At 65.2% G+C, this 26,827-nt stretch carries 19 protein-coding genes and 1 riboswitch; of the genes, 8 read left to right on the top strand and 11 right to left on the bottom strand.

Going from position 1 to position 26,827, the window contains the following annotated elements; genetic code table 11:
- Positions 1-11: 11 nt before the first annotated feature.
- Positions 12-896 (top strand): L-threonate dehydrogenase, encoded by an 885-nt coding sequence (gene ltnD, locus RDV64_RS19550; RefSeq protein ID WP_309196638.1) that lies wholly within the window; start codon positions 12-14, stop codon positions 894-896.
- 2 nt (positions 897-898) lie between these two features.
- Here ltnD and RDV64_RS19545 read toward each other — a convergent pair whose 3' ends face one another.
- Positions 899-1,792: a VOC family protein gene (locus RDV64_RS19545; RefSeq protein WP_309196637.1), complete on the bottom strand. Its 894-nt coding sequence runs from the start codon at positions 1,790-1,792 to the stop codon at positions 899-901.
- 134 nt (positions 1,793-1,926) lie between these two features.
- Between RDV64_RS19545 and RDV64_RS19540 the strand changes: the two genes are divergently transcribed.
- The 3 genes from RDV64_RS19540 to RDV64_RS19530 all read left to right on the top strand — a co-directional run bounded on the left by RDV64_RS19540 (position 1,927) and on the right by RDV64_RS19530 (position 4,980).
- A complete protein-coding gene (locus RDV64_RS19540; protein ID WP_309196636.1) occupies positions 1,927-2,913 on the top strand; it encodes a tripartite tricarboxylate transporter substrate binding protein in 987 nt (328 codons plus the stop codon).
- 114 nt (positions 2,914-3,027) lie between these two features.
- Positions 3,028-3,495: a tripartite tricarboxylate transporter TctB family protein gene (locus tag RDV64_RS19535; protein WP_309196635.1), complete on the top strand. Its 468-nt coding sequence runs from the start codon at positions 3,028-3,030 to the stop codon at positions 3,493-3,495.
- Between the two features lie 3 nt (positions 3,496-3,498).
- On the top strand, positions 3,499-4,980 hold the full coding sequence (locus RDV64_RS19530) for a tripartite tricarboxylate transporter permease (protein WP_309196634.1): 1,482 nt from the start codon (positions 3,499-3,501) through the stop codon (positions 4,978-4,980).
- A 36-nt stretch (positions 4,981-5,016) separates the two neighbouring features.
- Here the strand turns inward: RDV64_RS19530 and RDV64_RS19525 are convergent, their stop codons facing one another.
- Positions 5,017-5,451 (bottom strand): 6,7-dimethyl-8-ribityllumazine synthase, encoded by a 435-nt coding sequence (locus RDV64_RS19525; RefSeq protein ID WP_309196633.1) that lies wholly within the window; start codon positions 5,449-5,451, stop codon positions 5,017-5,019.
- Positions 5,452-5,526: 75 nt separating this feature from the next.
- Positions 5,527-5,677, bottom strand: a riboswitch (FMN riboswitch).
- Between the two features lie 131 nt (positions 5,678-5,808).
- Here RDV64_RS19525 and RDV64_RS19520 point away from each other — a divergent pair.
- A complete protein-coding gene (locus RDV64_RS19520) occupies positions 5,809-8,196 on the top strand; it encodes a Tex family protein (RefSeq protein ID WP_375143770.1) in 2,388 nt (795 codons plus the stop codon).
- A 34-nt stretch (positions 8,197-8,230) separates the two neighbouring features.
- On the opposite strand, the gene RDV64_RS19515 is transcribed toward RDV64_RS19520, so the two are convergent.
- Complete coding sequence (locus RDV64_RS19515; protein ID WP_309196631.1) at positions 8,231-10,054, bottom strand: hypothetical protein; 1,824 nt, start codon at positions 10,052-10,054, stop codon at positions 8,231-8,233.
- Positions 10,055-10,475: 421 nt separating this feature from the next.
- Here RDV64_RS19515 and RDV64_RS19510 point away from each other — a divergent pair, with 421 nt between their 5' ends.
- Positions 10,476-12,122: an arylsulfatase gene (locus tag RDV64_RS19510; RefSeq protein ID WP_375143840.1), complete on the top strand. Its 1,647-nt coding sequence runs from the start codon at positions 10,476-10,478 to the stop codon at positions 12,120-12,122.
- Positions 12,123-12,330: 208 nt separating this feature from the next.
- On the opposite strand, the gene ilvD is transcribed toward RDV64_RS19510, so the two are convergent.
- Positions 12,331-14,187, bottom strand: coding sequence for a dihydroxy-acid dehydratase (gene ilvD, locus RDV64_RS19505; RefSeq protein ID WP_309196630.1), 1,857 nt, complete (start codon positions 14,185-14,187; stop codon positions 12,331-12,333).
- Between the two features lie 102 nt (positions 14,188-14,289).
- Here ilvD and RDV64_RS19500 point away from each other — a divergent pair, with 102 nt between their 5' ends.
- A complete protein-coding gene (locus tag RDV64_RS19500) occupies positions 14,290-15,252 on the top strand; it encodes a LysR family transcriptional regulator (protein WP_309196629.1) in 963 nt (320 codons plus the stop codon).
- Positions 15,253-15,265: 13 nt separating this feature from the next.
- On the opposite strand, the gene RDV64_RS19495 is transcribed toward RDV64_RS19500, so the two are convergent.
- From RDV64_RS19495 to RDV64_RS19470, 6 genes are all read right to left on the bottom strand, one after another.
- Entirely contained in the window at positions 15,266-16,195 is a 930-nt protein-coding gene (locus RDV64_RS19495; RefSeq protein WP_309196628.1) for a GGDEF domain-containing protein, read from the bottom strand.
- Positions 16,196-16,425: 230 nt separating this feature from the next.
- Positions 16,426-18,060: a hydantoinase B/oxoprolinase family protein gene (locus RDV64_RS19490; RefSeq protein WP_309196627.1), complete on the bottom strand. Its 1,635-nt coding sequence runs from the start codon at positions 18,058-18,060 to the stop codon at positions 16,426-16,428.
- A complete protein-coding gene (locus RDV64_RS19485; protein ID WP_309196626.1) occupies positions 18,057-20,105 on the bottom strand; it encodes a hydantoinase/oxoprolinase family protein in 2,049 nt (682 codons plus the stop codon). Before RDV64_RS19485 ends, RDV64_RS19490 begins: the two co-directional genes overlap by 4 nt.
- 22 nt (positions 20,106-20,127) lie before the next feature.
- Entirely contained in the window at positions 20,128-21,411 is a 1,284-nt protein-coding gene (locus RDV64_RS19480) for a TRAP transporter large permease (protein ID WP_309196625.1), read from the bottom strand.
- Positions 21,411-22,001, bottom strand: a complete 591-nt coding sequence (locus RDV64_RS19475; RefSeq protein ID WP_309196624.1) for a TRAP transporter small permease — start codon at positions 21,999-22,001, stop codon at positions 21,411-21,413. The genes RDV64_RS19480 and RDV64_RS19475 overlap by 1 nt, the downstream gene beginning before the upstream one ends.
- Before the next feature lie 84 nt (positions 22,002-22,085).
- On the bottom strand, positions 22,086-23,135 hold the full coding sequence (locus tag RDV64_RS19470; protein WP_309196623.1) for a TRAP transporter substrate-binding protein: 1,050 nt from the start codon (positions 23,133-23,135) through the stop codon (positions 22,086-22,088).
- 273 nt (positions 23,136-23,408) lie between these two features.
- On the opposite strand from RDV64_RS19470, the gene RDV64_RS19465 reads away from it, so the two are divergent.
- Positions 23,409-24,131 (top strand): aspartate/glutamate racemase family protein, encoded by a 723-nt coding sequence (locus RDV64_RS19465; RefSeq protein WP_309196622.1) that lies wholly within the window; start codon positions 23,409-23,411, stop codon positions 24,129-24,131.
- 40 nt (positions 24,132-24,171) lie between these two features.
- On the opposite strand, the gene RDV64_RS19460 is transcribed toward RDV64_RS19465, so the two are convergent.
- The gene (locus RDV64_RS19460) at positions 24,172-26,565 is read right to left on the bottom strand and encodes a mechanosensitive ion channel family protein (protein ID WP_309196621.1); all 2,394 of its coding nucleotides are present in this window, start codon (positions 26,563-26,565) and stop codon (positions 24,172-24,174) included.
- Positions 26,566-26,827 lie beyond the last annotated feature (262 nt).

Raw genomic sequence — 26,827 nt, 5'->3', positions numbered from 1 at the left:
GTGGAGCGGGCATGAAAGTAGCGGTGATCGGGCTGGGGTCGATGGGATACGGCATTGCCGCATCGGCGCTGCGAGGTGGACACGAGGTGTGGGGGAGCGACATCAATCCCGCACAGGTGGACAAGTTTCGCAGCGAAGGCGGGGCGTCCGGTACGCTGGATGAGGCAGCCGGCTCGCTGGATGCGGTTGTGGTGGTCGTCCTCAACGCAGCGCAGACCGATGCGGTGCTGTTCGGCGATGCCGGGATCGTTCCGTCCCTGAAAAAGGGCGCCGTGGTGATGGCCTGTGCCACCGTCCCGCCCGCCTTCGCACGCGACATGGCTGCCCGCGCGGCTGAATACGGGGTTCATTATCTGGACGCGCCCATCTCCGGCGGTGCGGCCAAGGCGGCAAGCGGCGCGCTCAGCGTCATGGCATCCGGCACGCCCGAGGCCTTTGCCGCGGCAAAGCCCGTGCTCGACCATGTTGCACAGACCGTGTTTGCGCTTGGCGACGAAGCCGGCGCCGGTTCGGCCATGAAGGCCGTGAACCAGATGCTGGCCGGCGTCCACATTGCCGTGATGGCAGAGGCTGCCACCTTTGCCATGACGCAAGGGATCGAGCCTTCGCAGTTCGTCGAGGTGATTTCCCAGTGCGCCGGCACGTCGTGGATGCTGGAGAACCGCGCGCCGCACATTGTGGATGGCGACTACAGCCCCAGAAGTTCGGTCAACATCTGGCCCAAGGATCTCGGCATCGTGCTCGACATTGCGCGGGCGTCGAGCTTCAGCGCGCCGATTACCGCAGCGGCGCTCCAGCAATTTGTGGCAGCCGCCGGGATGGGCCTTGGCGGCGAGGACGATGCCGCCGTTGCCAAGGTCTACGCCCGCAATGCGGGGCTGAAGCTGCCCGGCTGAAATCAGCCGGTGTGGACGATCCAGACCCCGAGGCCCAGCGCCTCGGGGAAGCGGACCACCAGCGCCCCTTGCGCCTGCGCCGCGCCGATGCCGGCCCGTGCGAATGCATCCCGCGCGGTTTCGAGGTCCGCCACCTTGAGGCTGTAGGCCACGATGGCGGGTTGGCCGGGTTCAAGGTCCCGGCCCGCCAGATGAGTGCCGGCAGCTTCCTCCACAAAGGTGAGAACACCGCGGTCGAGCCGGACGGCATGGCCGGCGGCAGTCGCCTCGGCCGGGCGGCCGAACAGGCGCGAGAAGCGCGCGGCGGCCTCGGCCGGATCGGGCGCCGCAATGGTCATGCCGGAAAGGCCGACTGCGCTGTTCTCGTGGGTCACCCAGCGGGGCTGCCAGATGGCGGCCTCGTCGTGGTGGGTGAGAAGCTGGATGCGGCCTTCCGGCATCGTGCCTTTTTCGAGCCGCGCCACAGTGAAGCGGGCCGTCGCCTCGCCATCTTCGGTGCCGACGGTGCGCGAGAAGCGGGCAAGCGGGCGCATCGGCCAGCCATCCGCTGACAATGCAGCGTGGGTTGCCTCCGCGTCGGGCACGGCAAAGGCGGCCAGATGCAGCCCGGCGCGCCGCGCCAGCGCTGCCTGAAACTCCTGTCCGAGCGGCGTATCGGCGGTGTGGACCAGAAACTCCAGATAGCCGGAGCCCAGCATCACGCAGACGTTTCCCGTGCCGGTGGGGGTCGGCTCGCCGGTTTCGGGGTCCGGCACCACCTGCGCGCTGTAAGGCGTCACGGTGAACCCGGCGGCGGTCAGCGCATCGGCACAGGCCGCAGCATCCGGCACAAAATGGCCCACATGGTCCAGAACCACTTCGCCCTCGCGCGGCAGATTAATCGGCGCGTCGCGCATAACCTCTCCAATCAACAGTGTCTGCGGCAATGCCTACCGCTTCGGCAGGGTGTTCACAAATCATGTTTGCAAGGCATGCCAGCCTGTATAACAATCTGCACACAACACATCTCGCAGAGATTAGGAGTGCACGAATGCGCAACTGGAGAAACCTCGGCCTGGCCGCCGCCGCACTGGCGAGCGTTGCCTTGACCGCCGGAACCGCGTCCGCACAGGACTTTCCGAAGCGTGATTTGACCCACATCATGCCGTGGAGCGCGGGCGGCGGCACCGACACCGCCATGCGCACCTTTATGGAATATGCGCAGGAGCCTCTGGGTGTCGACATCAACACCCAGAACATCACCGGCGCCCAGTCCGGTGTGGGTACGCTGCGCCTGATGAACGCGCGGCCGGATGGCCACACCATCGGCTCGATGACGTGGGATTCCATGATCACCGTGCCGTATTTCGACTTGGTGCCGGGCTACGACATGGACAAGCTGTCCATCCTCGCCAACGTCACCCTTTACCCGACCGTGCTGGCGGTGGGGAAAGACACCGGCTGGGAATCCATCGACGATTTCGTGAAGGCCGCGAAGGAGCGCCCCGGCGAAATCACCGTTTCCAACTCCGGCAACAGCGGCATCTGGCACCTCCACGCGCTCGACATGGCCGACAAGCTGGGGATCGAGCTCAACCACGTGCCGTTCCCGTCCGGCTCCGCCCCCCAGCGCGAAGCACTGCTTTCGGGTGAGAACGATGCGGCATCGGTCAGCTTCGGCACCATCGCATCGGCCGTGGAAGCGGGCGACGTGAAGGTTCTGGCGGTGATGGGCGAGGAACGTGACCCCAAGCTCCCCGACGTGCCGACCCTCAAGGAACTCGGCTATGACGTGAGCTGGGGCGGGATGCGCGTGATTGCCGTCCCCGCCGACACGCCGCAGGAAAACAAGGACATCCTGATTGCAGCCTTCAAGGCAGCGTTCGACAATCCCGAATTCCAGGAGAAGGCCAAAACGCTGGGCCTGACGCCGTACTGGATGTCGGGTGACGACGCGCAGGCCTACGTGGACCGCACCCGCGAGCGCGCCGAAGCCATGCTCAACAAGCTGGCCGAAGAGGGCCTCATCAACAAATAACGCGGCGCATTCGCGTTTGCGCTACACATCCGGCTCGCGCGACATTGGCGTCGCGCGGGCCGAACTTTTGCCGAGACGCTGCATGGGTCGGGCAGGCTTTCGAGGAGCGGTAACATGGCGTCCTTCATCAACCGTGAGGCAATCTTCGCCCTGTTCCTGCTGGTGATGAACACCGGCTATTTTATCGAGACGCTGAAGATGCCGCGGCCCTTCCAGCTCGGCGAACCCGGGCCGGCGTTCCTGCCGATGCTGCTCTCGGCCATCATGTTTGTTGCGGCAGGGCGCATTCTGGTCGGTGCGCTGGGTGGTTTTCGGACCGATGACGGCGAACGCTTCTCCATCAAGCCGCTGATCCTGGCAGCGCTGACCCTTGGCTTCATCGCCCTCTTCGAGCCTGCCGGTTACTGGATTGCGACGCTGGCCTACACCTTCACCGTCGCAGTCCTGTTCTCGCTGGAGGACAGCCGCGCACCGCTGAAGGTGGCGGGGCTGTCGGCCATCATCGCCATCTGCGTGACAGGGGTCGGCTATCTCTTCTTCGTCACCCTGTTCGACCTCTATCTGCCGGAAGGGAATTGGTAGGCCATGGAATTTGTTGATGGCTTTGCCCGGCTCCTGCAGCCGGAGACCTTCCTCTACCTCGTGGGCGGATACCTGCTCGGCCTTGTCTTCGGTGCCATTCCGGGGCTGACGGCAACGCTCGCCATTGCGCTCCTCCTGCCGTTCACCTTCGCCATGGAGCTCGTCAATGCGCTCGTCATGGTGATGGCGATCTTCATGGCCGGGATCTACGCGGGGTCGATCACCGGCATCATCGTCAATATTCCGGGTGCCCCGTCGGGGGCGATCACCTCCATCGAGGGCCACCAGCTGATGAAGCGGGGGGAGGGCGCGCAGGCGCTCGGCCTCGACGCGTTCGCATCCTCCATCGGCGGCATGGTCGGCGCGCTGGTGCTGATGCTGGTTGCGGTGCCCATGAGCCGCCTCGCGCTCCAGTTTCAGACGCCGGACAAGTTTTCGCTCGTGGTCCTCGCGCTGGTCACGGTGGCGGTGGTGTCCAAGGGCTCGGTCTGGAAGGCCGTTGTTGCGGTGACGCTGGGGATGATGGTGTCCACCGTGGGCATCGACAACATGGTGGCGCAGGGCCGGTTCGACTTTGGCAGCCCCAACCTTGTGGAAGGGGTGCGTCTTCTTCCCGCCGTCATCGGCATGTTTGCGGTGTGCGAGCTTCTGGTTCAGGCGGGCGCTGCCAAGCGCGAGATCCACATCGCCGATTTCAGCGTGACACGGCGCGATTTCGTGCCGCGCTGGAAGACGATGCGCGAAATCGGCCCGCTCACCTACATCAAGAGTTCGGTGATCGGCGTGTTCGTCGGCATGCTGCCCGGCGGGGGTGCCGCCATGGCCTCGTTCATCGCCTACGCGGAGGCCAAGCGCAGCTCCAGACAACCTGAGAAATATGGCAACGGCTCGCACGAGGGGCTGGCGGCGGCCGAATCGGCCAACAACGCCATGTGCGGCGGCGCGGTGGTGCCGCTCCTCACGCTCGGCATTCCGGGCGATTCGGTCACGGCAATCATCTTCGGCGTGCTTCTGATCCACGGCCTGGTGCCGGGTCCGCAGCTTCTGGAAAACAACATGGACGTGATTTCGCCCATGTTTGCCGCGCTGTTCGTCGCCGCGATGTTCGTCTTCCTGTCGGTGCTGGCGTTCGGACCCTACTACATCTGGCTGGCGCGGATGAACCGGGCGGTGCTCTACGCCTTCATCGCGATGATCTCCATCGTCGGCACCTATGCCTCCACGTTTTCTGTGTTTCAGATGGTGGTGGCGCTGGGGATCGGCCTGTTTGCCTATGTGATGCGGGTGGTGGGCTACCCGATCATCCCGATGCTTATGGGGATCATCCTCGGCCCGTATTTTGAGGAATATCTGAGGCGATCGCTGATCACCAACGACCTCAACCCGCTGGTGTTCTTCACCAGCCCGATCAGCCTTTGCCTCTTGTGCCTGACGGTGTTCTTCGTCTACGTGCTGCGCCGCCCGTCGGTCGCCGGCCCGTCCTGAGGCGAAGCGGCGGCCGGGCTGGCCGCCGCGCCCCTGTCAGGCTGCAATCAGCGCGCGGGTCGCTACGATCTTGAGCGCCGCCTGTGCTGCCTCGCGGCCCTTCTCCACAAAGTGGGCCTGGAAGATCGCGTTGTGGTGCGCCGTCTCCTGATAATGGTGCGGGGTGAGCGAGACGGAGAGGATCGGGACGCCGGTTTCAAGCCCTGCCTGCATCAGCCCGGTCACCACGGCCTGTGCCACGAAATCGTGCCGGTAGATGCCCCCGTCCACCACAAAGGCGGCGCAGGCGACGGCGCCGTAGCGTCCGGTTTCAGCAAGCTCCTTGGCCAGAAGCGGCATCTCGAAGGCGCCGGGCACCTCGAAGACGTCAACGTCGCCTGCTGGGATGAGCTGGGTGAAACCGACAAGCGCCTGATCGACGATATCGGCGTGCCAGCCGGCCTTGATGAAAGCGTAGCGGGTGTGTGCCATGGGATCTCCTTTCGCGACGACACGTCACCCAAGGCGATCACATGCGGCGCAGCCCGCCGGAGGGCAGGCCGCTACACACGTTCTCTTTCATCCGGACTCTAACCGTCGGCTCAGGTTTCGCACCTGATCTGCTGACCCTTCCCGCAGGCGGGAAGGCGCTCGCGGGCTTGACGGTTCGACCCGCCTTACCGCCGGTGGGGAATTTCGCCCCGCCCTGAGAACAGGGCATACATCGCGCCCCCCGCCGCCGAGCGCAAGCGTTGTGCGCATGGAGATTGCCGGAAAACCGCTGTGCGGCGATGCCGGTCATGTGGAAGGCCGGGCGCTCGCTGTTTGAAGGAAAGGAGAGGAGGCGGTATGCCGTCGCTCCACCCGCGACAGGAGCCGCAATTGAACAAGACCGCAGAGACCATCGCCCGCCTCATCGCCGACGAGATCGGCGCGCGGCCCGCTCAGGTCACTTCGGCCGTGGAACTTCTGGACGGGGGGGCGACGGTGCCCTTCATCGCCCGTTACCGCAAGGAAGTGACCGGCGGGCTCGACGACACGCAGCTGCGCACTCTCGGCGAGCGCCTCACGTATTTGCGCGAGCTGGAAGCCCGGCGCGCTTCGATCCTGAATTCGGTGCGCGAGCAGGGCAAGCTCACCGGTGAGCTGGAGCTGGCGATTGCTGGCGCCGAAACCAAGGCGCGGCTGGAAGACCTCTACCTGCCCTTCAAGCCCAAGCGCCGCACCAAGGCGATGATTGCGCGCGAGAACGGGCTGGAGCCGCTGCTCCACGCCATCCAGAACGACCGGACGGCAAAGCCGGAGACGCTGGCGGAAGGCTTCCTCGGCGAAAAGGTCCCCACCGTGAAGGCCGCCCTCGACGGGGCGCGCGACATCAAGGTGGAAGAACTGGCGGAGAATGCCGACCTTCTGGGGCGTCTGCGTGCCTTCATGCGCGAGGAGGCGATCATCTCGGCAACGGTTGTGCCCGGCAAGGAGGAGGCCGGCGCCAAGTTTTCCGACTATTTCGACCATCGCGAGAAATGGGCCGACATTCCCAGCCACCGGGCGCTTGCGATCATGCGCGCCTCCAACGAGGAAATCGTGACCGTCGACATTGCGCCGGATCCGGAAACCGGCACTGCCCGCGCAGAGGGCATTGTGGCCGCTGCCATCGGCATCACGGGCGATGGACCGGGCGATGCGTGGCTGCGGCAGGTGGCCGGCTGGGCCTGGCGGGTGAAGCTGACGCTCTCCATGTATCTGGATCTCTTCGGCGATCTCCGGCGCCGTGCGCACGAGAGCGCCATCACCGTGTTCGCGCGCAACCTGAAAGATCTGCTCCATGCCGCTCCGGCGGGTCAGCGGCCGACGCTCGGGCTGGATCCCGGCATCCGCACCGGCGTGAAGGCGGCGGTGGTGGACGCCACCGGCAAGCTGGTGGAGACGGCAACCATCTATCCATTCCAGCCGCGGAACGACGTCGCCGGCGCGGAGGCAAAGATTGCCGAGCTGGTGAAGCGCCACAAGGTCGAGCTGATTGCGATTGGCAACGGCACGGCTAGCCGGGAAACCGAGCGGCTGGTGGAGGGCACCTTCCGCCTCCTGCCTGAGGGGGTGACGCGGCCCACCAAGGTGGTGGTCTCGGAGGCAGGCGCTTCGGTCTATTCGGCCTCGGAGCTGGCAGCGCGCGAATTTCCCGAGCTTGACGTTTCGCTGCGCGGCGCGGTGTCGATCGCGCGGCGCCTGCAGGATCCGCTGGCCGAGCTGGTCAAGATCGAGCCCAAGTCCATCGGTGTCGGCCAGTATCAGCACGATGTGGATCAGGGCCAGCTGGCGCGCACGCTGGACGCTGTGGTGGAAGACGCGGTGAATGCCGTGGGCGTCGACCTCAACACCGCCTCGGCGCCGCTTCTGCGGCAGGTGGCGGGCCTCGGACCGTCACTCGCCGAAGCCATTGTCGCCCACCGGGACACCAACGGCGCCTACCCGACGCGCAAGGCATTGCTGAAGGTATCGGGCCTCGGCCCAAAGGCGTTCGAGCAATGCGCCGGGTTCCTGCGCATCCGCGAAGGCGCCGAGCCGCTGGACGGGTCGGCGGTCCACCCGGAGGCGTATGGCCTTGCGCGCCGCATCGTCCAGAATTGCGGGCGTGACATCCGCGACATCATGGGCAATGCCGCAATGCTGAAGGCGCTGAACCCGGCGGATTTCGTCGATGACACGTTCGGCCTTCCGACGGTGCGCGACATTCTGGCAGAGCTGGAAAAGCCAGGCCGCGACCCGCGCCCCGATTTTCGCACCGCCACCTTTGCCGATGGCGTCGACGCGATTTCCGACCTCAAACCCGGAATGACGCTGGAGGGGACGGTGACGAACGTGGCCGCATTCGGGGCGTTCGTCGACGTCGGTGTCCATCAGGACGGGCTGGTTCACATCAGCCAGCTGGCCGACCGGTTCGTGAAGGATCCGCACGAGGTGGTGAAGGCCGGCGACGTGGTGCGGGTGCGTGTGGTGGAGGTGGATATTCCCCGCAAGCGGATCGGCCTCACCATGCGCAAGGATGCGCCGGCACAAGATGCCGCGGCGCCGGAGCGCCCGTCACGTCAGCCCGCCGGCGGAAAGCCTTCAGGCCCGAAGGGGCGGCCGCAGAGCGGCGGCAAAAAGCGCAGCGAGCCGCGGGCGAAGGACACCGGGGGCGCTGGCAACGGCGCATTGGGCGCGGCCCTTCTCGATGCCATGAAAAAGCGCACCTAGGCCGGCGGCGGCGGCCTGCCCTGAGCGATGCCGGTCAAAGCGGCGTGGTGTGTGCCGATAGCTGATCGGCTGTGGGGCAAGCGCCGCCTTTTGCGTGTTCGATGGCCTTTGAGATGGCGTCTGCGATCCGGTCGGTTGCGCCATGCCGGCGCAGGTAGGCGGGAATGTCCCGTGCGATCGGTTCGTGCGATATCATCCGGTCCAGCGCGCGCTGGGCTTCGTCCATGTCGCAGCGCGCCCAGTTGGCGATGGCCCACAGGCCCTGGCTCACGCCAAGGAGGTGCCCGCTGAACCGTTCGGCGGATTTGTACATCTCATCATACTCACCCTTCAGAAAATGATCGATGGAGATGAGGTGGAAGTACCAGGGCGGAGGCGCCGCGTTGCGCCCGATAGCGTGCTTCAGGATGGGAATGCCTTCTTCGAAATTGCCCCGCACGGCAAGGCGCCAGCCGAGCTGCGCCAGCGTGTCGGAATCGTGCGGATTGAGCGCTGCGGCCTGGCGCGCAAGCCGTTCGGCATCCTCGAAGTATCCCATGTAAAAGCTGATTGATGACAGTGCCTTGAGGGCGAGCAAATTCTGAGGCTCCAGGCGGATCGCCTGAGTCGCCGCGTCGAAGCCTTTTTGATATTCGGCTTCCATCTCGGCAGCCGGCGCGAACTCGAAGCGTCCTGCGTCGAGGTGGAGCCAACCGAGCATGGCCCAGGCATCGCTGTAGTCCGGATCGCGCCGCACGGCGTCTTCCAGACATTTGAGGGTGGGGCCGAACTGCGCCTTCGAGAAATTCCGCCGGTACGTGTAGGCCTTCAGGACGCAGATGTAGCTCTGGATATCGGGCGAATCGGCAGAGGCTGCGCGGTTCAGCAGGTCGTCGTTGATGATGCCGTAGGGCTGGCCGAGGGCGGTTGCGATTTCGCCCGCAAGCTCCCCTTGCAGCGTGATGAGGGCCTTGGGCGCGAGGGGGCGGTTGTAGCTGCCGCTCCACAACAGGCGGCCGGTTGCTGCATCGGCAACCCGTGTCCAGAGGCGCAGATTGTCGTCCGACGTCTGAACATTGCCGCTGACAATGTAGGTGGCGTCCGCCGTGCTGTCCGCAATTGCGGGGCTGCCGGCGCGCGGCGGTGAACCTGCCAGCTTCGAATAAACCCGGAATCCGGGGAAGCGCATGAGGTTGTTTATCAGCTGATAGGTGATGCCCGAGGCAAGCGCCTCCGTTTCGGCATATGTCCCGTCATATTCGAACGCTGCCACGATGACGGACGGTTCGCCCTTCGACATCGGCACCGGCTGCGTGGGCGACCTGAACACCCCGGTCACTGCGATCGCAACGGCGATGACGGCCATCGCCACAATGGCGCCTGAAATCTGAAACAGGCGAACGCGGCTGGCACCGGGCTTTTCCGCGTCAGGCGGAGGCGGGTTCGTTTCATCGGCGGAGGCCGGGTGCTCGGGCGGGATTTCGAGCAGGGGGGCTGACGGCACGTCGCGCCATTCGTAGTGGGGGACGTAGGCGCCCTTGGGAATAAAAATGCGCACCGGGTCCTGACTGCCCGGACCCATATAATAGGAGTCGAGATCGCGGCGGAGGCGCCGTGCCTCCAGCCGCACGACGGGATCGGCCTGCGAATCGAAATCCTCATCGCGGTGAAACACGTCCACCGCGATGTTGTAGCCCTTGAGCGATGCCCCGCGGCCGGCAAGACATTCCTCGACGATGTGACGGAGAAATTCGCGGCGCCGCTCGCTTGCTGCAAATTCGGCGCAGGCCAGAACGCGGCAGAGCGCGTCGCGCACGTCCGCTTCCACAATGTCGGGTCGTTCAGCCTTGTCGTTCGCTGCGGCAGTTTCGCTCAGCATCGGCTCGGCCTCGAAACACAAATCCGTCCAGGCCCGAAGTTCCGGCCAGTCCGGCCACAACCGGGACGCCGGTTTTATCGCACCGGACAGGCACAAGTGTCAAAAATTTTTCCTCAAAAATACGAATGGTGTCAGTGGTGTGCGCGTTTCAGCCTACTGTAGGAACATGTTCGCGACTTCCTCCTGATCGCGGGGGCGTGGATGGGTCCGGCAGGGCATCCACAGCGATCCGCGACGGGTTGTCCCCGAAACTCGGAGAGGGGCTGGGTGCACGGAGAACTCCGAAACGCACTTCGCCAAACGTCCCCAGGTGCCCCGGTCGATGCGTTCGACCGCGGCCCTTTTGGCGTTCTGGCGAACCCTGAACCAAGAAAACCAACGGAGACGGAGCATGAACTACAAACAATCGTCCCTCGTGCCGATGCTTGCTATCGGCATTGGGACGTTTTTCCTCGCGCCCGCCATGGCGCAGGACGACAAGACGCCGGCAGCCTCGGGCAGCGCGGACAGACCCAACATCCTGCTCATCGTTTCCGACGATACCGGTTGGGGCGACCTCGGCCCCTACATGGGCGGTGAAGCGCTCGGGATGCCGACCCCGAACTTCAACGATCTGGCATCCGAAGGGATGACCTTCACCAATTTCTACGGCCAGCCGAGCTGCACGCCGGGCCGCGCCGCCATCCAGACCGGCCGTATCCCGAACCGCTCGGGGATGACCACGGTCGCCTTCCAGGGCCAGGGGGGCGGTCTGCCGAAAGCGGAGTGGACGCTGGGTTCGGTGCTGGGCGAGGCCGGCTACAAGACCTACTTCACCGGAAAGTGGCATCTGGGCGAGGCGGATTATGCGCTGCCGAACGCGCAGGGCTACGACGTGATGAAGTACGCCTTCCTCTACCACCTCAACGCCTACACCTACACCGATCCCACCTGGCACAAGGCCATGACCGAAGAGCAGCGCGAGGTCTTCGTGAAGGCCACCAAGGGTGCGCTTTCGGGCAACGCGGGCGAGACGGCGAAGGAAGACTTCAAGGTCAACGGCGAGTATGTCGACACGCCGGACAAGGGGCTGGTCGGCATTCCGTATCTCGACAAGTACGTCGAGCAGGCGGCCGTGGAATTCCTCGAGGATGCGGCGAAGGACCCGTCGGAGCCGTTCTTCATCAACGTCAACTTCATGAAGAACCACCAGCCGAACATTCCGGCCCCGGAGTTCGAGAACAAATCGGTCAACAAGACGCCCTATGCCGACTCGGTGATCGAGCTTGATACCCGCGTGGGCAACGTCCTCAAGAAGCTCGACGAGCTTGGGCTGGCAGACAACACGCTGGTGTTCTACACCGTCGACAATGGCGCGTGGCAGGATGTGTACCCCGATTCAGGCTACACCCCGTTCCGCGGCACCAAGGGTACCGTGCGCGAAGGCGGCAACCGCGTTCCGGCCATCGTCCGCTGGCCCGGTCACGTCAAGGGCGGCGTCATCAACCACGGCATCTCGGGCGGTCTCGACCTGATGGCGACCTTTGCATCGGTGGCTGGCACCAAGCTGCCGGAGAACGACCGCGCCGGTGAGCCGATCATCTTCGACAGCTACGACATGACCCCGGTCTGGACGGGCACGGGCGAAGATCCCCGCAACGAGTGGTTCTACTTCACCGAGGACGAACTGTCCCCGGGTGCGGTTCGCGTCAATCAGTTCAAGTTCGTGTTCAACCTTCGCGGCGACGACGGTGCCGCAACGGGCGGCCTGTCGGTCGACACCAACCTTGGCTGGAAGGGTGCGTCGAGCTATGTCGCAACCGTGCCGCAGGTCTTCAACCTGATGGCCGACCCGCAGGAACGCTACGACATCTTCATGACGACCTTCACCGAGAGCACCTGGACGACGGTAACGGCCAACCAGGTGGTGAGCGACCTCATCAAGACGTACGTGAAGTATCCGCCGCGCAAGCTGCAGAGCGAAACCTACACCGGCCCGCTGACACTTTCGTCCTACCAGCGCTTCGAATGGGCTCGCAAGCAGCTCGAAGCAGGCGGCGTGAACATCGGCATGCCCACGGGCAACTGATCATCGACCGCACGCGCATTGGCCGGGTCCCTCGCGGGGCCCGGCTTTTTTTTCGCCCGGTCGTCTGTTGAACACGAACCGGCCGTGCCGCGCATTAGTGGGGGCACTCGCGACAGCCAGCTCACACAAAAATGCGCGGGCGGCGTTATCCGCCGCGCCGCGCACAAAGTTGCGTGAGGCGCAGAGGGCTCCTGCGCGCCGAGGCCGGTCAGTTGGCCTTGCGGGTCGCAAGCTGGTCAACGTCGCGCACCGCACCGCGTGACGCGGACGTGGTGAGGGCGGCGTAAGCCTTCAGCGCGGTAGAGACCTTCCGCTTGCGCTTCTCTTCCGGCACCCAGCCCTTGGCCTCGCGGGCAGCGCGGCGTTCGGCCAGCACCGCATCGTCCACGGCCAGATGCATCTTGCGGTTCGGAATGTCGATCTCGATCGTATCGCCTTCCTCCACCAGCCCGATGGTGCCGCCTTCCGCCGCTTCCGGCGAGACGTGGCCGATGGAAAGGCCCGACGAGCCACCCGAGAAACGCCCGTCCGTCACCAGCGCGCAGTCTTTGCCGAGGCCCTTCGATTTCAGATACGAGGTCGGGTAGAGCATTTCCTGCATTCCGGGGCCGCCGCGCGGGCCTTCGTAGCGGATCAGCACGATGTCGCCCTTCTTCACCTTGTTGGTGAGGATCGCCGAAACCGCCGTGTCCTGGCTTTCGAAGATGCGGGCCGGGCCGGTGAAGACGAGAATGGACTCGTCAACGCCGGCCGTCTTCACGATGCAGCCGTCCTCCGCAAGATTGCCGTAAAGCACCGCAAGGCCGCCATCTTGCGAGAAGGCGTGCTCGGCACTGCGGATTGCGCCGTTCTTGCGGTCGAGGTCCAGCTCGTCGAACCGGCGGGACTGGGAGAACGCCACCTGCGTTTTCACGCCGCCGGGCGCTGCCTTGTAGAAATCGTGCACGGTTTCAAGGTTGGTGCGCATCACGTCGCAGCGGTCGAGCGCGTGGGCGAGGCTCTCGGCGTGAACCGAGCCGCAGGAGGTGTCGAGAAGGCCGGCACGGTCGAGTTCGCCCAGGATCGCCATGATGCCGCCGGCGCGGTGGACGTCTTCCATGTGGACGTCGTTTTTCGCCGGGGCGACCTTGCACAGGACCGGAACGTGGCGGGACAGGCGGTCGATGTCGGACATGCCGAAGTCGACCTCGCCCTCGTGCGCGGCGGCGAGAAGGTGGAGGACGGTGTTGGTGGAGCCGCCCATGGAGATGTCGAGCGTCATCGCATTCTCGAACGCCTTCACCGAGGCGATGTTGCGCGGCAGGACCGACTCGTCGTCCTGCTCGTAGAAGCGGCGGGCGAGGTCGACGATCAGGTGCCCGGCCTCGACGAACAGGCGCTCGCGGTCCGAGTGGGTGGCGAGCGTGGAGCCGTTGCCGGGGAGGGCGAGGCCGAGCGCTTCGGTGAGGCAGTTCATGGAGTTGGCGGTGAACATGCCCGAGCACGAGCCGCAGGTGGGGCAGGCGGCCTGCTCGATCTCTTCCACCTGCGCGTCGGAATACTTGTCGTCCGCCGCGGCGACCATGGCGTCCACCAGATCCAGCGCGACTTCCTTGCCTTCCCACACAACCTTGCCGGCTTCCATCGGCCCGCCGGAGACGAACACGACCGGAATGTTGAGGCGCATGGCGGCCATCAGCATGCCGGGCGTGATCTTGTCGCAGTTGGAGATGCACACCATGGCGTCGGCGCAGTGGGCGTTGACCATGTATTCGGTGCTGTCGGCGATGATCTCGCGCGAGGGCAGGGAGTAGAGCATCCCGTCGTGGCCCATGGCGATGCCGTCGTCCACCGCGATGGTGTTGAATTCCTTGGCGACGCCGCCGGCCTTCTCCACTTCGCGGGCGACCAGCTGGCCAAGGTCCTTCAGGTGGACGTGGCCGGGCACGAACTGGGTGAAGGAGTTGACGATGGCGATGATCGGCTTGCCGAAATCGCCGTCCTTCATGCCGGTGGCGCGCCACAGGCCGCGGGCGCCGGCCATGTTGCGGCCATGGGTGCTGGTTCTGGAGCGGTAAGGGGGCATCACAATATCCAGGTGAATTAGAACAGGGAAAGATTAAGCGCCTCGAACGTGCGAGTAAAATATATTATTATCCTCGCATTGGGTCGCTGGAGGTATCAGAGGATGGACGTGCGCCAGCTCCGGCATTTCGTTGCCGTGGCCGATACGCTGCATTTCGGCCGTGCGGCGGAGCGGCTGGGAATGACGCAGCCGCCGCTCAGCCAGTCGATCATGGCGCTGGAGCGGGATCTGGGGGCGCCGCTGTTTGTGCGCACACGGCGCAGCGTGTCCCTCACCCCCTTTGGCGCGCAATGGCTGCCCTATGTTCGCGCGGCGCTGGAGGGCGTTGCAGGGCTCGCCGAGACCGCCGAGCAGATCCGGAAGGGGCACGCGGGCCGGCTCGCGCTCTCCTTCGTCAGCACGGCAGACTACAGCGTCTTGCCGGCGCTGGTGCACCGCTTCCGCCAGCTTCATCCCGACGTGGAGCTGGCGCTGACGGAATCCACCAGCGACCGCCAGATCGCCGCGCTTTCGGAAGGGGACGGCCAGGTCGGCATCATCATCCCCCACGGCAACGAGGTGCTGCCCGAGCGGTTTGCCTATCGCACTCTGGTCCGTGAACCGTTGATTGCTGCCGTGCCCGAAAGCTGGGTGGCGGAGGGGCGTTTCGGCGACGTGACGACGCATCTTCCGGCAGCGGCGGTCATCGCATCACCGCTGATCGTGTTCCCGCGCCATGCCGCGCCCCTGTTTTACGATCTCGTGACCGATTATTACGCGGCGTCGGGCGTCAACGCCCATGTGGTCCAGAACGCGATCCAGATGCAGACGATCATCAGCCTGGTTTCGGCCGGGATGGGGATTGCGCTGGTGCCGGCGTCGCTGCGCAACCTTGCGCGGGTGGGGGTGCGTTACCTCGCGCTGGAGGGCGCCGCGCCCGAATTGGAGACCGGGATCATCTGGCGCCGCGATGATGCCACGCCAACGCTTGCGAACTTTCTGGCGATGGTGGACGGGGTGGCCGCGGATCACGGGTTTGGCAAGACCGCCGATATGGCAAAGCCGCCAGAGGCGCTGGCTGGCTGAACGCCGGGGTCGTTCAGTCGCTCATGCGGACCCGGTTGCGGCCGCCATTCTTCGCCTCGTAGAGTGCCTTGTCGGCACGGTCGAGGGCAGCGGAGACGGACTGGTCTTCCGGGCAGAGCGACGCGACACCGATACTGCCCGTGACGCGCAATGTGCCGGCGGTGGTTTCGATCTCCAGCCCCTCGATGATCGAACGCAGCTTTTCGGCGACCTGCATCGCCGCAGCCTTGCCGGTGCCCATCAGCAACGCGACGAACTCCTCACCGCCCAGCCTTGCAAACAGGTCGCTGGAGCGAATGGCACGATTGCAGTGTGCGGAGACCTCCTTGAGGACCGCGTCGCCCGCCAGATGGCCATGGGTATCGTTGATGCACTTGAAATTATCGAGATCAATCATCAGCACGGCAATCGCGCCGCCGAAGCGCTCGAGGCGACCCAGCTCCAGTTCGGCGTATTCTTCGAAGAAGCGGCGGTTGGGCACGTCCGTCAGAGGGTCGGTCGATGCCAGCCGCGCGTAGGCGATTTCCATCAGCTTCCGGTCGGTGACATTCATGTGCGACACGACCGCGCCGACCCTCTTGGCCTCCCCGGTCCCCATGAGCGGTGTGACCTTGGCGACGAACCAGCGAAGGGCGCTCGGCGAATGACAGGGATATTCGATCTCGAAGTGGCTCTTCCGGCCGTTGATCACATCGCGAATGCCATTGTAAAAGCCAGGCGCTTCCTCCGCGGCGGATCCTTCGGACCCGCGACACAGGTCGAGGTAATTAATCCCAAGATGGGTCTGCTCGACGCCGTTGCCGTTGGCCGCACTGAACTCCATCCAGGCACGGTTAACGGCAATGATTTTGCCAGAAAGATCAACGACGCAGATATTCGACGTCAACGCATCCACAACCGAAACGGCCAGCTTTTCGTCAATGAAAGATCCCAAACCGCTCACTCCGCAAGGGCGCGCTCCCTTGAAGGGATCGGGCAAATTGCATTTAACAGAGCGTGTTTGGTGGTTTCGCGGATGCTGAGCAAGTCGAATTGTTGAATGTTGGCTCAAAAATTGCCGCGGCTTCTTGTCCTGCGTCTGAAACCGGGCGAGCATCGTCTCGTCCGGTCAACTGTTCAGGCCTTCGGTCCGTCCCTCTGGTGCCGGATTTCTGTCCGCAACGCGCCGCAGGGTCAGACGTATCCGAGCGCCTTGTCCTGCTCGGTGCGTTCGGTGGTGCGGCCGGCCGGTGCGCCGTAGCCGCCGCCGCCGGAGGTTTCCAGGCGGATGATGTCGCCCTGCTTCAGCGCAAGATTGTTCACCTTGGAGCCGAGTTCCCGGCGCTCCTCGCCCCGTATCAGAGTGAGGTGACCCTCGCGGCCGGGCTCGCCGCCTTCAAGGCCATAGGGGCGGAAGCGGAATCGCTCGCCGTTGGCGGAGAACACCGCTTCGGGGCTGTCCACGCGCCACTCGCGGAAGAGGCCGAGGCCGCCGCGCTGGCGGCCCGCGCCGCCGGAACCCGGCAGCAGGCCGTAGGCGGTGATCGTGAGCGGCATGTCACTCTCGATCATTTCCGCCGGGATGTTTGAGTTGTTGTGCATCCCGTAGGTGTAGCCGGAGAGCCCGTCAGTATCATGGTGGGCGCCCGAGCCGCCGACCTCGATCTCGACCAGAACGCCGCGCGTGCCGTCCTCGTTGATGGTCTGGAACGTCGCGACGTAGCTGACGCCGTAGTAGGCGGCGGGCACGCGGTCGGGGATTGCCTGATGCAGCGCGCCGAGGATGGTGGTTGCGACGCGGTGGGTGCAGGCGATGCGGTTGGCGACGGGCGCCGGGTATTTGGCGCTGACCACCTTGCCTTCGGGGGCCACCACGGTGATCGGGCGCATCACGCCGGCATTGGCGGGAATGTCGACGTCGGAGACTGCCAGCATCGCGAAGGTGACGCCGGACAGCGACGACGCGAGGGTCGCGTTGACGGGGCCCTTGGCCTGCCGGCTGCACCCGGACAGGTCGATGGTGGCCGCTTCCCCGGCGATGGTGACTTCGGCGTGGATGCGGATCGGGTCTTCGGTGATGCCGTCGTCATCCATGAAATCCTCGAAAGCGTAGGTGCCGTCGGGGATGCGGGCGATCATCGCGCGCATTGCGGTTTCCGACTGGTCGAGAATTTTCGCGCATGAGGCGACGAAGGTTTCGGTGCCGACTCTGGTCGCAAGCTTGCGGATGTTGGCTTCGCCGACATTGAGCGAGGCGAGCTGCGCCTGAAGGTCGCCGTGCAGCATGTCCGGCCGGCGCACGTTGTTCATCATTATCGCGAAGATGGCTTCGTCGCGCTTGCCGCCGCGGATCAGCTTGAGGGGCGGAATGCGCAGGCCCTCCTGCACGATTTCGGTCGCAGTGGCGGAGTAGGAGCCGGTCGCCATGCCGCCCATGTCGAGGTGGTGGCAAAGGGTGCCGACAATGGCGACGCGCTCGCCATCCACGAAGACGGGGCGGAAGGCGAGAATGTCCGGAATATGCTGGCCGCCGCAGTAGGGGTCGTTGGTGATGACGACGTCGCCTTCCGCCCACTCGCTGAGCGGCAGGTGCTTGCTGACGACGGTGAGAAGCCCCGCGCCCATGGAGTTGAGGTGCTGCGGAATGCGGGCGGCCTGGGCGACGTTGTAGCCGTCGCGGTCGAACACGGCGGTGGAGTAGTCGAGCAGCTCGCGCACCACGGTGGAGCGCGAGGTGCGCCAGACGGTGATGTCCATTTCCGCAGCCGTTGCGGTGAGGGCGTTGCGGAAGATTTCGAGGCTGACGGGGCTCAGGGCATCTTCGGTCATCGTGCGGTCTTCCTTGCGATCAGCGTGCCTGCGGGTCCGGGTTCGCAGGACCATCCCTCGCCGATGAAGCTCGTTGTATATTCCTCCTCGATCAGCGCCGGCCCTTCGACGGCGCCGGCCACATGCTCGCGCCGGTGGATGGCCACGTCGCGCCACGCCCCGCCGGTGAAGACGCTGCGGGATCGGGTATCGCCGGCGGTTGCCGGGGCAGCGTCAGCGCTGGCGGGCGGCGCCTTCAGGACGCCGATGGCGGACAGGCGCACGGCGACCAGCTCCACAGGGGCGGCCGCATCGCTGTAGGAGAAGCGCTGCTTGTGCAGCTCGTGGAAGCTGGCGAGCAGCCTTTCCAGCGCGGCACCGTCGCCGGCCGGGTCGTCCCACGGCACCACAAGCTCGAAGGCCTGGCCGCGATAGCGCATGTCCACCGAAACGGCGCTGCGGCGGTCTTCGGCCGGGACGCCGTCCTCATCGAGGAGGCTGTCCGCCTGGGCCGCGAGATCGGCAAGCGTTTCGGTGAGGAAGGGGAGCGCTGCTTCGTCGGCCATCATCACGCGCGACCGGGCAAGGTCGTGGGTAATGTCGGAATAAAGGATGCCGAAGGCGGAGAACGTGGATGCGTCCGCCGGAAACACGATCTCGTCGATCCCCAGCGCTTCTGCGACGCGGGCAGCATGGAGGCCGCCAGCACCGCCGAACGAAAGCAGCGTGAAGTCGCGCGGGTCCAGCCCTTTTTCAAAAAGGCTGAGGCGTGCGGCGGCGGCAAGGTTGGCCTCGGTGACGGTGAGGAGCCCTTCGGCAGCGTCTTCTGTGCCCAGCGACAGGGGGGCGGCGACCTCGCGGTGGATGGCGTCGGCAGCGCCCGAGGCATCGAGGGCCATGGCGCCACCGAGGAAGAATTCCGGGTCGAGCCGCTTCATCACCACGTTGGCGTCGGTAACGGTGGGCAGGGTGCCGCCGCGGCCGTAGGCGACGGGGCCGGGCTGGGAGCCGGCACTTTGCGGGCCGACGCGCAGGCGCCCCGCTTCGTCAACACGGGCGATGGAGCCGCCACCGGAGCCGATGGTGCGGATCTCGACCATGGGAAGGCGCACCGGCAGGCTGTCGATCTCGCCCTGCGTGATGGAGGTGAGGCGGTCGTCTGCCACAACGCACACATCGTAGGACGTGCCGCCCATGTCGACACCAATGACATTGTCGCGGCCGATCGCGCGCGCGGTGCGCAAGGTGGCGAGCGCGCCGCCGGAGGGGCCGGAGAGTAGAAGACGCGCGGGTTGCGTCTTGGCAAGCTCCGCGGTGCAGACGCCGCCGTTGGACTGGACCAGAAGAAGGCGCGCGCCAATGTCGGCCTCCTTCAGCCGTGCCGAAAGCCGGTCCATGTATCCGCCGACGATGGGCATCAGGAGTGCATTCAGCACCGTGGTGGAGCAGCGCTCGTACTCACGGATCTCGGGGCTGATGGCGGACGAGATGGAGACCGGAAGGTCCGGGCGCCGGGCGGCGATCATCGCAGCGACAGCCTCCTCGTGCGCCGGATTGACGTAGGCGTGGAGGAGGCAGACCGCGACGGCTTCCGCGCCCAGCGCGTCGAGCTGCGGCATGATTGCCGCGATGGCGTCTTCCGTCAACGCGGTCTCGGCGGTGCCGTCTGCGCGCATGCGTTCGGGGAGCCCAAGGCGGCGGTCGCGCGGGATCAGCGGCGGCTCGGCGTGTGGCTTGAGGCCGTAGATGTCGCGCCGGCCGTGGCGGCCGATCTCCAGCACATCCTCGAAACCTGCTGTGGTGAGAAGCACGCCCCTGGCCAGCCGGCGCTGGAGGACGGCATTGGTGGCGATGGTGGTGCCGTGGACGAGGAGGCGGATGTCGGCCGGCGTGAAGCCGAACCGCTCTGCCGCGCCAAAAATGCCGGTGACGAGACCGACGGACGGATCGTCCGGCGTGGTCGGGGTCTTGTAGCTCGCAATGGAGCCGGTGGCCTCATTCAGGATCTGAAGGTCGGTGAACGTGCCACCGATATCGATGCCGATGCGGATGTGGGGGTCCGTCAAACTATAGTCTCCGAACGAGGGATCAGCGCAGGGTGGAGGGCAGCCACAGGGCAATCTGCGGGAAGAGAGCGAGAAGGCCGACCATCGTCGCAATCGCGATGACGAAGGGCGCCGAGCCGATGATCACATCGTCGATCCGGCCCTTCTTGCGCAGCCCCTGGACCACGAAGAGGTTGATGCCGACGGGCGGCGTGATCATCGCCAGCTCCATCAGAAGCATGATGACGACGCCAAACCACACCGGGTCGAACCCGGCCGCGACAACCACCGGCGTCATGATCGGCACGGTGGCGACCATCATCGACAGCGTTTCCATGAACATGCCGAGGATGAGGTAGAACAGGACCACCACCGCCAGAAGCTCGTAGGGCGAGAGGCCGAGCGAGGTGATGATGGCGTTGACCTGCCGGGTGAGGCCGATGGCGGTGATGACGAAGTTGAGGAAGTAGGCGGCAAGGATGATCGCCATGATCATGGCCGTGGTGCGGATCGTCCCCTCGAAGGCGGAAAGCAGCACCTTGACACTCAGCTGTCGCTGGACGCCTGCAATGATGAGCGCCGCAATGACGCCAAGCGCTGCGGCCTCGGTGGCCGTGGCCCAGCCGGCATAGATCGAGCCGACCACCGCCAGGAAGATCACCACGGGGGGCAGAAGGTCGGGCAGGGCGGCACGGCGCTGCGCCCAGGTGGCGGTGGTTCGCTCGCCGCCAAGGCCGGGGTTGACGAGGCACAGGATCAGCACCGTGAGGCTGAACAGAAGCGCCAGCACCAGCCCCGGCAGGAAGCCTGCGATGTAGAGCTGCGGGATCGAGGTTTCGGTGAGGACGCCGTAGATGATCATGTTGATCGACGGCGGAATGAGGATGCCAAGGGTGCCGCCGGCGACAATGGTGCCGAGGAACAGGCGCTCGGAATAGCCGCGCTTTTCCACCTCATCCAGCGCCACGGTGCCGATGGTGGCCGCGGTTGCGACAGACGAGCCGGAGGTGGCGGCAAACAGCGCGCAGGAGGCGATGTTGGAGTGCATCAGCCCGCCCGGCAGCCACGGCATCCAGTAGACGAGCGCGGTGTACATCCGCGCTGCCATCCCGGTGCGCAGGAGGATCTCGCCAAGCAGGATGAAGAACGGCATGGCGACGAGCAGGAAATTGTTGGACGTCGACCACATGACTTCGCCAAGCGCAAAGGTGAGCGGCAGCGGCGAATAGAAGGTGGACAGCGAGATGCCGAGGACGCCGAGCGTGGCGGCCACCGGAACGGCCAACGCAAGGAGGCCCAGAAGGATGAGGACGGTGGCAAGAACCATCAGCCGCGCCCCCCGGTGCCGGACTGCATGGCGGCAATTTCCTCAGCCACCTCTTCCTGCCCGGAGCGGGTGGAGAGGATGTGTGTTGCAGCGCCGACCCGGCCGCGCGCAATCAGCACCGCGCCGGCCACAAGCAGCGCAATGCCCACCAGAAGCGAGACGCCAAGCCCGGCAAGCCACATGAATTGCGGAATTGCGGTGGGGATCTGAAGAGCGCTCTGGCTGCGCGAACCGGACTTGAGCGATTGTTCCAGCACCCCGAGCCCATGCCAGCCGGCAAAGGCGAAGAAGCCGAGGAAAAGACCGAGGCCCACAAAATCGAGGATCAGGCGGAGGACGCGGGGGAACAGGCCGTAGAGGCTGTCGATCCGGATGTGCGCCCGGTCCACCAGCGCAATGCCGAGGCCCCAGGTGGTGCCGATGGCCAGCGCATAGCCCGCCAGAAGGTCGGCGCCGCCGATGGATTCGGAAAATACCGCGCGCAGGATGACGTCAACCCCGATGAGGATGGCGGCAAGGAGTATGAGCGCGCCGGCGAACCAGGCACTGACCCGGGTGATGCCCCTGAGGGCCGAGAGGAGAGGTTCCATGCGGCCAATTTGCGTTGGCGCCACCCGCAATCGGGGTGGCGCAGCTTCAGGCAGGTGCGGTCGGGGAAGATGCCAGATGGCGGCTCAGGGGAGCGGCGCCTCAAGGTCGAGCGCCTTGCCGACGGTCTCGTTCCACTCGGTCACGCAGTCGGCGCCGCAGCGGCCAGCCCAGCCGGCGAGCACGGCATTTTCCACCAGTGCGGTGTGCGCTGCACTGTCGGCGTCGGCAACGGGGATGACGGTGGAGGATGCCATCTTGCCCAGGGTGCAGGGCTCAGTGCCGGTGTTGCAGTTTTCCGCCTCGTTGGTCGCCTTGGTCAGCGTCTCCCACATCTTGTCCTCGTAGGCGGCGGCCTGTTCGAGGAAGAATTCCTGGGTGGCTTCATCGAAGCTGTCCCAGGTCTTCAGGTTGACGGCGAGGATGTTGATGCTCCAGCCGAGCGACATCGGGTAGATGCTGTCGATCACCTCGTTCCAGCCGGCCGTGTTGCCCGACAGGCTGCCCGTGACCGCGCAGTCCACGACGCCGTTGTTGAGCGCGGGGATCACTTCGGCAAACGCCATGGAGATGGCCGTTGCGTCGAGGCCAGAGAGGAAGTCGCGCATGGTGTTGTTGAAGACGCGGATCTTCTTGCCGCGCAGGGTGTCGAGGCCGTCCAGCTCGCCGCGGCACCAGAACACCTGCGGTGTGTTGCCGCCAATGGCGAGGAGCTTCACGCCCCAGTCTTCCTGAAGCTGGCGGTCGATCACCGGGCGCCATGCTTCGCACGCTTCGCGGGCATTGGCGGGAGTCAGCGCGAGACCGGCAAGGTCGCAACCCTCGAAGACGGGGTCGTCGCCGGACATCTTGGAGATGTCCATGCTGCCAAAATCCATGACGCCGAGCTTGAGAAGGCGCAGCATTGTCTTGTCGTCGATGCCCATCTGATCGACCGGGGTATACTGCGCGGTGATCTTGCCACCCGACGCTTCGGGGATGGTTTCGGTCCAGAACGGCACTTCGTCGTAAATGGAGACCGGCGTGGTCCCGTTGGAGCCGATCGCCTTAACCTGCAGCGTCTGCAGATCCTGCGCCGCCACAGGGGTGATCAAGCCTAGGCCGAGGGCAGCCACAGCAACAGCACGAGCGAACATTAACAATCCCCTTCAATGTCTGGACGTTTGATCGTGTTCACTTCTGCAAAGCCGGGTCAAGCAGAGTGATTAATTTGGAACGCCAACTGCTCGCGAATGCTGCAACAAGCCGAAAGTTTGGCGGGGAATTGCCCTCCGATTGGACGCTCTGGCAGCAGTCGTTGCATATGGGCAATGGCGTTGGCGCGGCGGTGCCGGGCTTGCTGCGACGGCGCCGGCGGGCTTTGTTCTTGCACCCCTGCCAGCCTCTCGCGCCAAAAAGGTTGAACCGACATGCCTGCCACCACCCGCCTCGGGATGCTGACGCCTTCGTCCAACACCGTGCTGGAACCGATGACCCAGGCGATGATTGCGGGGCTTGACGGGGTCAGCGCCCATTTTGCCCGGTTTCGCGTGGTCGAGATTTCACTGCGCACCGAGGCGCTCGGGCAGTTTCAGCTTGAGCCGATGCTGGCCGCCGCCGAGCTTCTGGCCGATGCGAAGGTGGACGCCATTGCCTGGAACGGGACGTCCGCCGGGTGGCTGGGCTTCGACAAGGACGAGACGCTTTGCGCCGCCATCGAAACGCGCACCGGGGTGCCGGCGTCGTCTTCCGTTCTGGCGCTCCTCGACATCGTGAAGCGGTCGGGCGCAAGCACCTACGGGCTCGTGACCCCGTACGTTGCCGATGTGCAGGACAAGATTGTGGAGACGTTCGCGGGCGCCGGGCTCACCTGCGCCGCCGAGGAACACCTCTCGATCACCGAAAATTTTGCGTTCGGTGAAGTGAGCGAGGCGCGCGTGCGGGAGATGTGTTTCGGGGTGGCCCGCGCGCAGCCAGACTGCATCATCGTCCTGTGCACCAACATGCGCGGTGGCCGGATTGCGGCCGATATCGAGGCGGAAACCGGCATTCCCGTGCACGACACGGTGGCAACGGCCGTGTGGGGCGCACTGCGTAAGGCGGGGCGCGACCCGTCGGCCATCCACGGCTGGGGCAGGCTGTTTCAGGTCTGACTGGCGGCGCGCTTGCGGGCAAACGGGCCGCCAGCCGGGGTCAGGACTTGCCTTCGGAGGCGCTGACGGCGGCGCCGGCGCGGGCCAGCTGCTCCTGTCGCGCGTCGTGGTGATCGTCCATGTTGTCGGCATGCGGGACATCGACGATGACGCGCTTGGGCGCAAACTTGATGCCGTTGTCGGCGAACGCCTTCTGCACCTTGGTGTAGACCGCCTTGCGGATGGCCCACTGCTGGTTGGGCTTGGTCATGAACTTGCCGCTGACAATGAACGCCGAGTCGTCCATCTTCACCACACCCTGTGACTTGAAGGGTTGCAGGAAGGCCGGTCCCAGCTCCGGGTCCGCCTGCATTTCCTGGCCGATCTTCTTGAACAGCTTGCGCACCTTGTCGATGTCGGTGTCGTAGGGGACGCGAAAACGCAGCTTCATCATCACCCAGTCGCGGCTGAAGTTGGTGACCATGCCAAGGCTGCCATAGGGCACGGTGTAGACCGCGCCCAGATAGCCGCGCAGCACCAGCGAGCGCGCATTGAACCGCTCCACCGTGCCCGCCGTCCCGCCGGTCTCGATGTATTCGCCAATGCGGAAGGCATCGTCCATCAGGAAGAAGAGGCCCGAGATGATGTCCTTCACCAGCGTCTGCGCGCCGAAGCCGACGGCAAGGCCGAAGACGCCGGCACCGGCAATCAGCGGTGCGATGTTGACGCCCATGGCCGCCAGCCCCACCAGCACCGCCATCACGGCAATCACGATCTGAATTGTCCGCCGCAGCAGCGGCAGGATGGTCTGCAGCCGTGTGCCGGCATTGGCCGACGGGCCTTCGCTCTCTTCTTCCTCAACCGGGGCCTTGGCCCGTTCTTCGGCCAGTTTCTTGTCGATCCACGACGCGATCAACGCCCAGATGACATAGCCGAGAAGGCCGACGACGCCGATGTCGATGAGGATGCCGAGGACGAACTGCGCAATGGGATATTCGTTGGTGGAGGAGAACACGTCCACGCCGATCACCGTTGCGAACAGGGCAAGTGACGCGATGAGGACGACGGTGGAAATCACCCGGCTGAGGACGCGCTTGTCGCGCAGGGCCATGGAGACTTCCGGGTCGGGCGCCCTGGTGGTTGCGTCGCCGTCTTCTGCCGGGGCGGACGACAGGTTCATGGCCACCCGTTCGCCGTCATCCGGGTCGGTGACGAAAATCTGCGACGGGCGGGCCGGGGCGGCGATGATGTTGTCCGACAGGAACAGCGCCTTGCACACGGCGGTGGCATATGGGTTGAGCACGAAGAGGACGAGGAAGCCGGCCGCGGCGCGCAGCGGGTCGTACGTATTGCCGAGAAGCAGCGCGTAGATCCCGAGGAGCGTGGCGACAATGACATAGGTGACGGCGAGGGCGTACCAGGTCCATCCGGCAGCCCCGCTGGCCCAGCGCGGCGCGTTGATGCCCTCCACCGCAGCCTCGACCGTGCGCAGCGCATGGCGGCGGTAGCGCCACAGGAACAGCCCGTACGACAGGGCGAACACGATTGCGCCAAGGAGCGAGCCGAGGCGCCACACATCGTTTTCCACCTCCCACATCCGCCCCAGCGTGCCGATCAGCAACAGGACGATGCCGAGGGTGACCTGACGGCGCGTCCCGCGCACGAAGTGGGCCGCTGCTTCGTCGTCAGCCGGCATGATCCGCCAGCCGGTGTGGTTGGGCAGGAAGACGAAGCGGATCAGCGCGACGGTGACGCGGGTGACCACAATGGCGAGCAGCACCACAATCAGAAAGTCCCGCCGCGGTACGTCGCCTTGCCACACGGCGAGGAACGTCCCGATGAAGCCGGCCGCGAAGACGGCAATGGCGCCAAGGCCGTGGACGAGCTGTCCGAGGGCCCGCGTCATCTTTTGCCGCACTGTCTCGATCGGCGCGCTTTCGTAGCGTGCGACCATGGTGCGCGTGGCGTAGCGGTAGCCAAGTTCCAGAAGGCCGCCGACAAGGGTGAGACCCAGCAGCGTGCCGACAATATACAAAATGCCGCCGGCGCCGACCGACACCCGGAGCTTTTCCTCCATCTTGCCGACATAGTCGCCGATCAGCTGACCGAATTTTGAAAGGACGGCCTCCAGATTGACGCGCAGGGCCGTGCCGGTCTCCTGCAGCACCTTCATCGAGAGGGCTGCGGCATGGCCTTGGGCACTGGCCGCCGCTGCCGGCGCATTCTGGGAGAGATAATAAAGGAGGAGGTCGCGCGACTGGGCGTCCGTCATCCGGCCGATGAGCGCGGCCCGCTCCTGCGAGGACAGGGGGGCAAGTTCGGCGGCGGTCGCCTGCGGCGTCGTCGGAGCCGCGGCCGCTGCGGTGTCGCTGCCACCGGCCGCAAGGCTCCCCGTGCAACCAAGCGCGAGCGCGACCCAGATTGCAGCGCACCGCAGAAAGGCCAGAGGCCACATACGACACATAGGCAGCAATCCTGCTCTTTTATCCATTCTCAGTGTTCCTGAATTCGGCCGGCCGCTTTTGATGGACGCAGGCGCGCACTGGAATTCCAATTGCGGCCGGACGCCAAGTCGCGAAAATTCGAACCAGATACGCCTTTGAATTGCAAATATTATTGCACTTTCAAGAAAGGAACGGGCGACATCGGAGGGCCAATCGGGCACATTTGCCGCCCGGCTGCCGACATATTGAAGGCCTCATGCCGGAAAATATTCA

Origin of the sequence: Acuticoccus sp. MNP-M23, assembly GCF_031195445.1 — a bacterium.
Taxonomy (GTDB): Bacteria; Pseudomonadota; Alphaproteobacteria; order Rhizobiales; family Amorphaceae; genus Acuticoccus.
This window is presented reverse-complemented; position numbering and strand designations above follow the sequence as displayed.